This window comes from Amycolatopsis mediterranei, assembly GCF_026017845.1.
GTDB classification, from domain to species: Bacteria; Actinomycetota; Actinomycetes; order Mycobacteriales; family Pseudonocardiaceae; genus Amycolatopsis; species Amycolatopsis mediterranei.
The window spans coordinates 10,102,158-10,113,342 of record NZ_CP100416.1 but is presented as its reverse complement, the minus strand read 5'-3'; the positions used below and the strand labels follow the sequence as shown (position 1 = coordinate 10,113,342).

Annotated in this window: 11 protein-coding genes; 6 read left to right on the top strand and 5 right to left on the bottom strand. The window is 71.5% G+C overall.

The window, feature by feature from the left end:
- Nucleotides 1-148: 148 nt before the first annotated feature.
- On the bottom strand, nt 149-580 hold the full coding sequence (locus ISP_RS46025; RefSeq protein ID WP_013230630.1) for a TIGR03618 family F420-dependent PPOX class oxidoreductase: 432 nt from the start codon (nt 578-580) through the stop codon (nt 149-151).
- Between the two features lie 49 nt (nt 581-629).
- Between ISP_RS46025 and ISP_RS46020 the strand changes: the two genes are divergently transcribed.
- The gene (locus tag ISP_RS46020; RefSeq protein ID WP_013230629.1) at nt 630-983 is read left to right on the top strand and encodes a winged helix-turn-helix transcriptional regulator; all 354 of its coding nucleotides are present in this window, start codon (nt 630-632) and stop codon (nt 981-983) included.
- Here ISP_RS46020 and ISP_RS46015 read toward each other — a convergent pair.
- Nucleotides 968-1,831: an N-acetylmuramoyl-L-alanine amidase gene (locus tag ISP_RS46015; protein ID WP_230468645.1), complete on the bottom strand. Its 864-nt coding sequence runs from the start codon at nt 1,829-1,831 to the stop codon at nt 968-970. The genes ISP_RS46020 and ISP_RS46015 overlap by 16 nt on opposite strands.
- 78 nt (nt 1,832-1,909) lie before the next feature.
- Here ISP_RS46015 and ISP_RS46010 point away from each other — a divergent pair, with 78 nt between their 5' ends.
- Both ISP_RS46010 and recR read left to right on the top strand, forming a co-directional pair.
- Complete coding sequence (locus ISP_RS46010; RefSeq protein ID WP_013230627.1) at nt 1,910-2,269, top strand: YbaB/EbfC family nucleoid-associated protein; 360 nt, start codon at nt 1,910-1,912, stop codon at nt 2,267-2,269.
- Nucleotides 2,270-2,274: 5 nt separating this feature from the next.
- Nucleotides 2,275-2,871, top strand: coding sequence for a recombination mediator RecR (recR, locus tag ISP_RS46005; protein ID WP_013230626.1), 597 nt, complete (start codon nt 2,275-2,277; stop codon nt 2,869-2,871).
- Here the strand turns inward: recR and ISP_RS46000 are convergent.
- Together ISP_RS46000 and ISP_RS45995 are read right to left on the bottom strand one after the other, a co-directional pair.
- Nucleotides 2,868-3,425: a glucosaminidase domain-containing protein gene (locus ISP_RS46000; RefSeq protein ID WP_013230625.1), complete on the bottom strand. Its 558-nt coding sequence runs from the start codon at nt 3,423-3,425 to the stop codon at nt 2,868-2,870. The genes recR and ISP_RS46000 overlap by 4 nt on opposite strands.
- A 56-nt stretch (nt 3,426-3,481) precedes the next feature.
- Complete coding sequence (locus ISP_RS45995; protein WP_013230624.1) at nt 3,482-4,591, bottom strand: UDP-N-acetyl glucosamine 2-epimerase; 1,110 nt, start codon at nt 4,589-4,591, stop codon at nt 3,482-3,484.
- Between the two features lie 71 nt (nt 4,592-4,662).
- On the opposite strand from ISP_RS45995, the gene ISP_RS45990 reads away from it, so the two are divergent.
- Nucleotides 4,663-5,682 (top strand): glycosyltransferase family 2 protein, encoded by a 1,020-nt coding sequence (locus tag ISP_RS45990; protein ID WP_013230623.1) that lies wholly within the window; start codon nt 4,663-4,665, stop codon nt 5,680-5,682.
- Nucleotides 5,679-6,968: a polysaccharide biosynthesis protein gene (locus ISP_RS45985; protein WP_013230622.1), complete on the top strand. Its 1,290-nt coding sequence runs from the start codon at nt 5,679-5,681 to the stop codon at nt 6,966-6,968. The genes ISP_RS45990 and ISP_RS45985 overlap by 4 nt, the downstream gene beginning before the upstream one ends.
- Before the next feature lie 9 nt (nt 6,969-6,977).
- On the opposite strand, the gene ISP_RS45980 is transcribed toward ISP_RS45985, so the two are convergent.
- Complete coding sequence (locus ISP_RS45980; RefSeq protein WP_013230621.1) at nt 6,978-9,038, bottom strand: DUF6541 family protein; 2,061 nt, start codon at nt 9,036-9,038, stop codon at nt 6,978-6,980.
- A gap of 165 nt (nt 9,039-9,203) precedes the next feature.
- On the opposite strand from ISP_RS45980, the gene ISP_RS45975 reads away from it, so the two are divergent.
- Nucleotides 9,204-11,174 (top strand): DUF6541 family protein, encoded by a 1,971-nt coding sequence (locus ISP_RS45975; protein ID WP_013230620.1) that lies wholly within the window; start codon nt 9,204-9,206, stop codon nt 11,172-11,174.
- The last annotated feature ends 11 nt before the right edge of the window (nt 11,175-11,185 follow it).

Sequence of the window (11,185 nt, the reverse complement as noted above, 5' to 3'; positions counted from 1 at the left end):
CAGCCGAAGCCCGAAACAGCTACGTTCAGGCCCCAGCTGCCTAAAACCCCGTGTCCGCCCCACCGGGGCAACTCCACTCGCGTGATTGAAGGGACGACACGCGTGATTGAAGGGACGACACGCGTGATTGAAGGGACGACACGGCGGGTCAGGACGCCCAGGGGCCGATGCCCGTGACGCGGTCGGCCGTGATGCGCACGATCACGCCCGTCGGTGAGCCCTGGTTGCCCAGTTCGTACTTCTCGGCGCCGAGGTACCGCCGGGCCTGCCGGTCCATCAGCGCCGTGAACTCGGCGGCGATGTCCGGCCCGGTCACCCGGGCGGTGCCGCGGACCAGCAGGTACTGCGGCAGGCCCCGCGCGTCGCGCTCGTCGTGGTCCTCGATCAGCACGGTGACGCGCGGGTCGTTGCGGATGTTGCGCACCTTGGGCCGGCGGCCCTCCATGCCCATCACGATCTCGTCGCCCTCCCGGCTGGCCCAGACCATCGAGGTCTGCGGCGAGCCGTCCGGGTCGACGGTCGTCAGCACGGCGTTGAACGGCCGTTCGAACAGGCGGTGGCAGCTTTCGGGAAGTTCCATGATGCCGAGCGTAGGGAGCCGATGGGTACCACTCGGTACCTTTGTTCCCATGGGTGACTTCCCGGGAGACGTCTTCCTCGCCGACTGCCCGGCCCGGCTGGCGATCGAGCTGATCGCCGACAAGTGGGCGGTCGTCGTCGTGTTCGCGCTCAGCCGCGGCCCGCGGCGGCACGGCGAGCTGGCCGGCCTCATCGGCGGCATCTCCCGCAAGGTCCTCACCCAGACGCTGCGCAAGCTCCAAGGCCACGGCCTGGTGGACCGCCGCGCGTACGCCGAAGCGCCGCCGCGCGTCGAGTACTGCCTGACCGAGCTGGGCCGGACGCTCGTCGAGCCGATCGGCGTCCTCACGAAGTGGGCGACGCTGCACGGCGAGGCCGTCCTCGAGGCTCAGGAGGCCAGGTAGGCCTCGATCGCCGCCGCGATGGCCGAAGCGAACTGCTGCCGTCCGTCCGCGCTCGTCATCCGGGCCGCCTCCGTGGCGTTGCGCATGTTGCCGCACTCCACCAGGGCCGCCGGCCGGGTCGAGAGGTTGAGGCCGGCCAGGTCCGCGCGGGCCGAGAGCCCGTTCGTGCCGATGTAGTTCGCCGCGCTGAAGCCGCTCGTGCGCATCGTGTCGCGCAGGGTCTGCGCCAGCCGCGTCGAAGGTGCTCCCTGCGCGGCGTTCAGCGGTGGTGACGAATAGGCGACGTGGAAGCCGTTCGCCCCCGCCGCTTCCGAGCCGTCGGCGTGGATGGAGACGACCGCGTCCGCGTTCGCCTCGTTGCCGATCGTCGCGCGGCGATCGACGCAGGGGCCGACGCCGGTGTCGTCCTGTCGCGTGTAGACGACGCGGATTCCCTTGTCCGCCAACGCTTTCCCGACCCGCTGGGCGACGTCGAAGGTGAACGCGTGCTCGGGGTAACCCGCGTTGGTCGCGGTGCCGGTGGTGTTGCACGGCTTGGTCTGCCCGCGCCCGGCAGGCACCGGGCGGTTGATCTCCGCCGGGTGGGCGCCGTTGCCGCCGTTGTGCCCGGGGTCCAGCACGACGACCTTCCCGGCCGCCACCGGCGGCGGCGCGACCGGCGAGGACGAAGGCGAGGGCGAAGACGTGGGCGACGGCGAAGGTGACGGTGAAGGCGTCGGTGCGGGAGAGGCGGTAGTGGCCGCCGGAGAGGGTGGCGGCGGCGCCGCCGGAGCGTCGTCGGAGCAGCCGGTGAGCAGGAGGGCACCGGCCAGCAGGAGGGGAGCAGTCGCGCGTCGCACGGCGACCACGGTGCCACAGCCCGGCACTTCGCGTGGCGCGACTACCCTGGTGGCGACACAGGCGTGCAGAGAGGACCGAGTGCGATCATGGCCCAACCCGGCGGCGGCTTCGACCTTTCCCAGCTGATGCAGCAGGCGCAGCAGATGCAGCAGAAGCTCGTCGAAGCCCAGGAAGAGCTGGCGAACACCGAGGTCACCGGCACGGCCGGGGGCGGACTGGTCACCGCGACCGTGTCCGGTGACAGCCAGCTGAAGAGCCTGCAGATCGACCCGAAGGTGGTCGACCCGGACGACGTCGAGACGCTGTCCGACCTGATCGTCGCGGCGGTCCGCGACGCGTCGGCGAGCGCGCAGAAGCTCACCGAGCAGAAGCTCGGCCCGCTGGCCGGCGGGCTCGGCGGCGGTGGCGGCATGCCGGACCTCGGCAGCCTCGGCTTCGGCGGCTGACGAACTTGTACGAAGGTGTCGTCCAGGACCTGATCGACGAGCTCGGGCGGCTGCCCGGGGTCGGGCCGAAGAGCGCCCAGCGGATCGCGTTCCACCTGCTGGCCACCGACCCGGCCGACATCGCGCGGCTGCAGGACGTGCTCGGCAAGGTCAAGGAGGGCGTGCAGTTCTGCGAGGTGTGCGGCAACGTCTCCGAGCAGCAGAAGTGCCGCATCTGCCGCGACGAGCGCCGCGACCTCACGGTCATCTGCGTGGTCGAGGAGCCGAAGGATGTCCTGGCCGTCGAGCGCACCCGCGAGTTCAAGGGCCGCTACCACGTCCTGGGCGGCGCGCTCGACCCGCTGTCGGGCATCGGCCCGGAGCAGCTGCGGATGCGCGAGCTCCTCAAGCGCATCGGCGAGGCGGACATCAAGGAGATCATCATCGCCACCGACCCCAACACCGAGGGCGAGGCGACGGCGACGTACTTGGTCCGCATGCTGCGGAACTTCCCGGGCCTGAGCGTGACGCGGCTGGCGTCGGGGCTCCCGATGGGCGGTGACCTGGAGTTCGCCGACGAGCTGACGCTGGGTCGCGCGCTGTCGGGTCGCCGGGTGCTCTAAGCAGCGTCGAAGCGGCGCAGGCCGTACAGGTTCATCAACCTGATCACCTTGTTCGCGTACTCCGGGTCGGTGGCGTACTTCTTCGCCACCGCCCGGATGAACGCATCCGGGTCCGCACGCACCGGCAGCGCCGCCGCGTAGTTCGGCGAAGTCGTCAAAAGCCGGCCGTAGTCGCGGAATGAGTCGTCGATCGAGGCGTACGAGCGGAAATACGCGTCCACCGGGTGGCACGGCGCCGGAATGCACTCCGTCGTCGGGTAGCGCGCGCAGCGCAGGGCGATCGGCCCCGGGCTCGACGGCGTCACGCACTTGAAGCCGAAGTGGTTCCGCTCGGCCGTGGACAGCTTGCTGCGGCCCCAGTTCGACTCCAGGATCGACTGCGCCACCGTGACCGACGCCGGGATGTCGTACGCCGCGTGGATCGCCCGCGCGATCGGGGCCGCCGCGCCGACGTACGCCTCCTGGAAGCCCGACGTCAGCGCGGCGTCACGGACCGCACCCTGGTCGATGGGCGGGACCACCACCAGCGCGGCCGCCAGTCCGATGTGGATCATGGCGACACTTTGCCCGGCTCACCCCCGGAAAAACCCAGCGTCACCCCAACGAGACCTCAGCAGTAGCCGAGCTGCGCCAGGGTGTCCACGACGATCTCGGCCGGGTGGTACTTGTCCATCCAGGACTCGCCACGCCGGTTCTGGTACGTGTCGAGGAAGTTCTGCAGCTTGTCGCCGCGCATTTCCGTCAGCACCACCGTCTCGCCGAGGTGCTGCGGCGTCTCGGTGCGCTCGCGGTGCACCGCGCACGGCAGGCCGAGGTAGTAGCACTCCGCCGAAAGACCACCCGAATCGGTGACGACGTACTCGGCGCGCGCCACCAGCGGCAGGAACTTCAGGTAGCGCATCTTCGGCTGGACGATGAACCGGTCGTCGAAGATGTTCTCGATGCCCAGCGAGCGGATCTTCTCGCGCTCCGGCGCGCCGGCCATGTACAGGATCGGCATCTTGCGGCTCTGCTCGCGCAGGATTTCCAGCGCCTCGCGGTACTTGTCCGGGCGCGAGACCAGCTCGAAGCGGTGCAGCGTGGCGAGACCGAACTTCTCCGGCAGGTCCGGCACGTCCAGCGGCTGGTTGATCGCCAGGCGCATCGCGTCGATCGCCGTGTTGGCTTCGGTGTCGACGACCACGCCGCGGGCATTGCGGAGGTTGTTGACCTCGCGGATGCTCGGCGCGAAGTGGATGTCGACGATCTTCGCCGCGATCTTGCGGTTCAGCTCCTCCGGCAGCGGCGAGAGGATGCTGCCGGACCGCGCGCCCGCCTCGACGTGCCCGACGCGGGACTTCAGGATCCGCTTGCCGATCAGCGAGCCGTACGGCGTGGTGAACGTGTCGCCGTGCACCAGCACCAGCGGCGGGCGGCCGTCCTCGGTCAGCGCGGCGCGCAGTTCGTGGCGACGGCTCCACGCGGTGCGCAGCACCTGCGCGGCCCAGCCCGGGACCTGCGCCGGCGACTCGAGGTTGTGGGCCTTGTCCTCCGGCACCAGCCAGACGTCCGGCTGCGGCATGTCCAGGTCCGCGAGAACGTCCGCGACCTCGTCGACGTGCTGAGCGGTGAACCAGATCTTCGGCCGCATCCCGCGCTCGCGGATCCCGTGGTAGACCGGGGCGATCTTGATCAGTTCCGCGGTGGTGCCGAGAATGAAGGAAATCACCGTGAAGCCCATTTCTGGTCGGGTGCGGTGGCGTAAGGATACTGGCCGACCTGCCACGGGGGCCGCCGGGTAGCCTCGGCACGGTGAGTGCGAACCCGCTCCTCCCCTCGCTCAGCGTCGTGATCCCGGTCTACAACGAGCAGGACTGGATCGAACGCAGTGTCGGCGCGCTGCTCGCTTCGGCGTCCGCCGCGAGCTGGCCGATCGAGGTCGTGGTGGTCGACGACGGCAGCACGGACGCCACGCCTTCCCGGCTCGACGACCTGCGCGAACGCCACGGCATCACCGTGCTGGGCCAGGCCAACGCCGGCCGGTTCGAGGCCCGGCGGGCGGGCATCGCCAAGTCTTCCGGCGAGTGGATCGCGCTGCTCGACAGCCGCGTCATCGTCGACGAGCACGCTCTGACGTTCCTGCGCGACCAGCTCGTGGACCACCCCGAGCGCGCGGTCTGGAACGGCCACATCAACGTCGCGTCCGAGCACAACCCGTACGCCGGGTTCATGGCCGGCCTGGTCAAGGTGCCCTGGCGCAAGTACTGCGCGAACCCGCGCCTGATGTCGTACGGCATCGAGGAGTTCGACGTCTACCCGAAGGGGACGACGTTCTTCTGCGCCCGCCGCGGCCTCCTCGAAGGCTCGGTGACGGCGTTCGCGTCGCTGTTCGACGACCTCCGCTTCGCCAGCGACGACACCCGCATGCTGCGCTGGATCGCCGAGCACGAGTGGATCTGGCTGGCCCCGGAGCTGTCGGCGACCTACCACGGGCGCGACTCGTTCAAGAAGTTCACGCAGCAGGCCTACTTCCGCGGCACGACCTACGTGGACTCCTACATCGCCTCGCCCGGCCCCGCCCGCAACGCCCTGTTCGGCGCGCTCGCCGCCGGTGCCGTCGGCCTGGTCTTCGCCGCGAAGAAGCCGAAGACGACGCTGGCCGCCGGTGTCCTCGGCGCGGTCGCGGCGGGTCAGGTCGTCAGGAAGTGCGGCGCGACGGGCCCCGAGGCCCGCGCGGTCAGCACGCTGCTGCCGGTGTTCGCCGGCGGGTTCGGCGCCGGTGTCCTGCGTGGACTCGCCATGGCCGGGCGCGCTCGGCTCCGCCGTCGATGAGCACCGAAGTGGACACGCCGGCCACCGCGCGCAGCGGACGCACGACCGCGGGCAGCCTCGGCGGCTCGTTGATCGTGTCCATCGGCCTCGGCTACCTGCTCACGGTCGCCTGCCAGCGGCTGCTGCCGCCGCAGGAATACGCCATCTTCGTCACGTTCTGGGGCCTGGTGATGGGCCTCGGCAGCACGCTCTCGCCGCTCGAGCAGGAGCTTTCGCGCCAGTCGGCGGTCGCCGCGCTCGCCGGCGGCAAGGCGGGCCGCCCGGCGCTGCGGGCGGTCGCGGTCGGCGTGGTCGTCGCGGCCGCGTTCTCCCTCGCCCTGCTGATCCCGCCGGTCAACGAAAAGCTCTTCCACGGCGACTGGTCGCTGGCGCTGATCGTGCTGTGCGGCGGGGTCGCGTTCGCCTGCCAGTTCGGCACGCGCGGGCTGCTCATCGGGCAGCACAAGGTGAAGGCCTTCTCGCTGCTCGTGGTCGCCGAACCGGCCGTGCGCGCGGTGATCTTGGGTGTCCTGGTCGTTTCGGTCGCCTACAACGTCGTCTCGCTGGCGATCGCGGTCGCGGCCGGCTCGTTCGCCTGGCTGCTGTTCACGCGCCCGGCCCGGCAGCTGCTCGACTTCCGGGTCGAAGGCGACGGCTGGGGCGTCACCTCCCGCCGGATGGGCATGCTCCTGGCCGGCGCGGCCCTGACGGCGGCGGTCATCACCGGCTACCCGGCACTGGTCGGCCTGCTGGCCCCGGGCGGCGACGGCGACCGCGTCGGCTCGCTGTTCGCGGCGCTGGTCATCGCGCGGCTGCCGCTGACCCTGATCGGGCCGGTGCAGTCGCTGGCGGTGCCGTTCGTCGTCCGGCTGTCGGTGACTCCGGAGGGGCGCCACCGGCTGCGCCGCGTGCTCGCCCTCGGCGCGGCGGCGTCGCTGGTCCTGGCCGCGCTCGGCGCGCTGGTCGGCCTGTGGCTCGGCCCGTGGGCGGTCCGGTTCGTCAGCGGCCCGAAGTACGACATCGACGGCTGGTCGGTGGCCGGGCTCGTGTGGTCGTCGGTGCTGCTGGTGCCGATGCAGCTGCTCACGGCGGTGCTGGTGGCCCGCACCCAGGCGAAGCTCGTGCTGGCCACCTGGGCGGTGGTCACCGGCACGGCGTCCCTGGTGCTGCTGTTCCTGCCGGGCGACACGGTGTTCCGCGCGGTGGTCGCACTGGCGGTGGCGCCGACGCTGGGGCTGGCGGTGGTGCTCGCCTTCGTCCTGCGGCGGGCGCCCGAGCCGGTCGAGGCCGGCCCGGAAGCTGCCTGAGGCTCTCTCCTAGCCCCGGGGCGGGGTCTGCGGCAGGTCCAGCCGGTACACGCTGACCGTGCCCGAGCTGAACGCCTTCGTCAGGCCCGGCAGGCCGGTCAGCCCGCTCAACCCCGGCGCCAGGCTGAACGTCGACTGGCCCGTCCAGTGGTGACCGTCCGTGCCGACCGTCGGGGCCGAGGAATCCACGTACACCCAGCGGACGTTCTTCGCCCGGAGGATGTTCTGGACCTGCGGGTCGGCCGGGAAGTCGTTGAACTTCGCCAGCAGGGTGATGTTGTCCTCGATCGGGCTGTGGCCGTCCGGGACGATGTTGAGGATCGGCAGGTCGTAGTCGACGTACAGCAGCGTCGAGCCGTCGTTCGCGCTGTTGAGGATCGTCTCGCCCGGCGCCGCGTGCTCGTGCAGCCACTTCGCCGCCGCGTCGTCCGCCGCGTTGTAGCGGACGAACTGCGGGGTCGCGTAGCGCTGGCTGAGCGACAGCGCCCCGGTGTTCATGTAGCCGCGGAACGACGTCACGGTCAGCACGCCGAGCAGCACCACGACCAGCCCGAACGCCACCGCCGGCCGGAGCCGCGCCGGGATCGGGTTGCGGGCCTTCACCGCGACGACGAGTAGTCCGAGCGCCACGAACAGCACCCCGGCCAGCGGCGGGATCAGCAGGTAGACGTGGGTGTCGAGGCGGTTGGCGACCCGGTAGTAGTAGCGGCCGATGGTCGCGCCGAACCCGGAGTTGGGCGAGTAGTGGAAGCTCACCATGACCGCGGCCCAGAACAGCCAGGCCGTCAGCAGCGGCCACGCCCGCCGGGACAGCAGCGTGGCGACGACGCCGGCCAGGCCCAGCAGGCCGAGCACCAGCTGGCCCATCGTGCCGCTCGGGTCGAAGTAGCCGCCGTAGGGCAGCCGCGCGACCAGCTTGGCCGACTCGGCCAGCGGCGAGCCGGGGATGTTGGCCGGCGCGTCGACCACCGTGCCGCCGCCGAGCCGCAGGAGCGCCAGCACGTCCGGGACGATGAGGACGACGGCGACCACGCCGGTGAGCACCAGCGGCAGCAGCGCGCGGACGAACGCGAGCCGGCCCGCCCTGGTGAACAGCAGGCCGACCATGGCCGCGACCGTCGTCAGCGCGACCGAGGTCAGTGCGCTCGGGTGCAGGTTGAACGCGCCGGCGGCGGCGACGCCGACCAGCACCGCACGGCCCCAGTGGCGCTTGCCGAGCACCAGCATCACCGCGACGAGCCCGGGCATGAGCGTCATCGCGGCCGCGTTCGGCAGGACCCCGCCGTCGTGGGCGAAGGCGATGCCGGGGCGGTACAGCTGCACGGAGACCAGCGCGGCGACCCCGGCGGCGAGCTCGACCCAGCCGCGGCCGAGCCGGCCGTGCCGCAGCACCGCCGCGGTGAAGGCGGCCACCGACAGCGGCAGCACGACCACCGTGAACACGACGGTCGTCAGGTTCAGAGACAGCATCGTGTCCCCGAAGATGTCGGTGAGCAGCGCGCAGATGTCGGTGAAGCCGGGCGGGTAGAACTGGACGTTGGTGTCGTGCACGACGTCGATCGGCAGGATCTGCCACGGCGCGGCCTTGCCGGTGAAGTGCGTGAAGGCGGTCAGCACGGCGTGCGTGACGGTGTCGTGCTCCTGGGTCGGTGTCCGCCACGACCCGAGGCCCTTGTGCCACATGCGGACACCGAGGCCGACTCCGGCGACGGCGATGAGCGCGCCCAGGACCTGGGCCGCGGTTCCGGCCCGGCCGGTCAGCGTACGCAGCCGCGGGTCTTCGGCGGGCACGGCCGGATCCGCGGCCGGGCGACGGCGGCGGACCAGCCACCGCACGCCGCCGAGCACGAGCAGCACGGCCACGAGCGCGACGAGGGCGGTCAGGAGACCGAAGCGGAGTCCGGTGACGCCCGTCAAGAGGGACACCAGCAGGACGAACCCGGTGGTCAACGGCGCCGAGAGGCCCGCGAGCCACAACCGTTCGCGTACGCCGGCGACCAGGAGAATCGAGAATCCGGGGAGCAATACCACCAGGATTCCCGCGGCCAGCCGGACAGCTTCGGACAGCATGCCTTCTCCGATCAACAAAGCCGTCAACGCCCGGAGTCTAGGGGTGGCCGCGGTGTGCCCAGGATGCGGGTGACCAGCGAGCTGACGTGCACGGTAGCGTGGCGCCGCCGCCGGAGACGCCGTCACCGCGGTGGTGGACGGATCACGGCGAAATGGGGTGGGAGAATGGGGTTTCTGCTCGTTCTGGCCGCATTCTGGTTGCCCGGCACTGTTTTCGGGGCGGCCATCGGCCTGCGCGGCTGGACGCTGGGCGCGGCGGCACCGGTGCTGACGTTCGGGGTCGTGGCCCTCGGCATCCCGCTGCTGGGCGGCACGGGCATCCGGTGGACGGCGCTCTCCGTGACACTGTGGACGCTCGTGGTCTCGGCCGCCGGCTTCGCGGTCACCTGGGCGGTGGCCCGGTTCACCCGGCGGCGCCGGCCGGACGACGAGGCGGCCTCGCCCGAGCGTCCGCGGTGGTCGTGGCGCGCGCACGCCTTGGCGGCGCTCGGCGTCGCCGCCGGGATGGCGGTCGGCGCGCTCACCGTGCTGCGCGGCATTCCTTCACCCGGCACGGTGAACCAGGACTGGGACGCCGCGTTCCACGCGAACCTCGTCCGCTGGATCGCCGAGCGCGGCGACGCACGCCCGTCGACCATCGGCACCATCGCGAACCTGCCGGGCGAGACGCACTACTTCTACCCGGACACCTACCACGCGCTGCTCGCCCTGCTCTTCGGCAAGGGCGGGCTGACCGTGATGCCGTTGCTGAACTTCGCCTCCATCGCCGTCACCTTCGCGGTGCCGCTCGGCGTGGCCGCGATGTGCCGCGCGTGGCGGCTGCCGCCGGTGACGGCCGCCGCGGCCGCCGCGGCTTCCGCCTGCTTCACCTCCTTCCCCTACGACCTGTTCTGGCACGGCCCGGTCTGGCCGTACGCCGCCGGCGTCGCCCTGGTCCCGGCCATGCTCGCGGTGGTCCGCCTGCTGCTCGAGCCGGGCGGGGCCACCGGGCCGCTGGCCGTGGGAGTCGGCGTCGCGGGCTTGGCGGCGCTGCACACCAGTGTCGTGTTCGTCCTCGTCGTCTACTGCGTCCTGATCCTGGTCGCCGTGCTCTTCCGGTTCGAGCCGATCGACTGGCGCCGGGCCTGGCCGTCGCTGGTGGCGGCCGCGCTGCTCGCCGTCCTGCTCGGCCTGCCCCAGGTGCTGCCGTCGCTCTACAACGCCGGCGGCGTCACGTCGGCGATCTGGGGGAACGCGGCGACCGTGACCGGCGCGGTCGGCCAGACGGTCACGTTCTCGCCGATGGCGGACTTCCCGCAGTGGTGGATCGGCGTGCCCGCCGTTGTCGGCGTGGTCCTGCTGGCCCGGCACCAGCGGATGGTCTGGCTCGTCGCCGCGTACGTCGTCCTCGGCGGCTTGTACGCGGCGACGGTGTCCATGGAGAACGGCCTGGTCCACCTGCTGACCGGGCCGTTCTACAACGACAACTACCGGATCGCGGCGCTGCTGCCGCTGATCGGCGCGGTGGGCTTCGGCGAGTTCGTCCACACCGCGACGGCGTGGTTCGCGGCGAAGGTCCGGCCCCGGCTGCCGAAGCTGCACCCGGCGGCGCCCGTGCTGGCCGGCGTGGTGCTGCTGGCGGCGGTGATCGGCGGGTTCAGCCGCGGGTACGTGGGCATCAACTCCGTCCACGTGAACATCGGTTACCGGGGTTTCCCCTCGGTGAGCGCGGACGAGGAGACGGCGTTCGCCTGGCTGGCCGGGCACACGGTCCCCGGCGAGCGCGTGCTGAACGACCGCCTCGACGGGTCGGTCTGGATGTACGCGCTGCAGGGCATCCATCCGACCCAGTGGAACTACTACGGTGCCCCGCCGGCCAGCGACATCGGTTACGTCAGCGCTTTCGCGAACCGGCTGGAAACCGACCCCCGGGCCCGCAAGATCCTGCGGGAGCTCAAGGTCCGCTACGCCTTCGTCGGCCAGGGCAACGCCGTTCCGGACGGGCAAAACGACGCCGGCCTGCTGAACCTGGACACCGCTCCCGGGTTCAAGCTGGTCTACCGCAACCCCGGCGCCTCGATCTACGAGATCGCGGGGCAGCAGGACGTCGTCACGGCCGGGGCCGCGCCCGGGTCCGCGGCGGGCGACGGGCGGTGAAGAGTTAAAGT

Bases quoted from the DNA above. Each gene is read 5' to 3' on its own strand.
- ISP_RS45980 (WP_013230621.1), bottom strand. From the start codon at position 9,038: ATGCTGTCCGAAGCTGTCCGGCTGGCCGCGGGAATCCTGGTGGTATTG.
- ISP_RS46000 (WP_013230625.1), bottom strand. From the start codon at position 3,425: ATGATCCACATCGGACTGGCGGCCGCGCTGGTGGTGGTCCCGCCCATC.
- ISP_RS45975 (WP_013230620.1), top strand. From the start codon at position 9,204: ATGGGGTTTCTGCTCGTTCTGGCCGCATTCTGGTTGCCCGGCACTGTT.
- ISP_RS46010 (WP_013230627.1), top strand. From the start codon at position 1,910: ATGGCCCAACCCGGCGGCGGCTTCGACCTTTCCCAGCTGATGCAGCAG.
- ISP_RS45985 (WP_013230622.1), top strand. From the start codon at position 5,679: ATGAGCACCGAAGTGGACACGCCGGCCACCGCGCGCAGCGGACGCACG.
- ISP_RS46025 (WP_013230630.1), bottom strand. From the start codon at position 580: ATGGAACTTCCCGAAAGCTGCCACCGCCTGTTCGAACGGCCGTTCAAC.
- ISP_RS46020 (WP_013230629.1), top strand. From the start codon at position 630: ATGGGTGACTTCCCGGGAGACGTCTTCCTCGCCGACTGCCCGGCCCGG.
- ISP_RS45995 (WP_013230624.1), bottom strand. From the start codon at position 4,591: ATGGGCTTCACGGTGATTTCCTTCATTCTCGGCACCACCGCGGAACTG.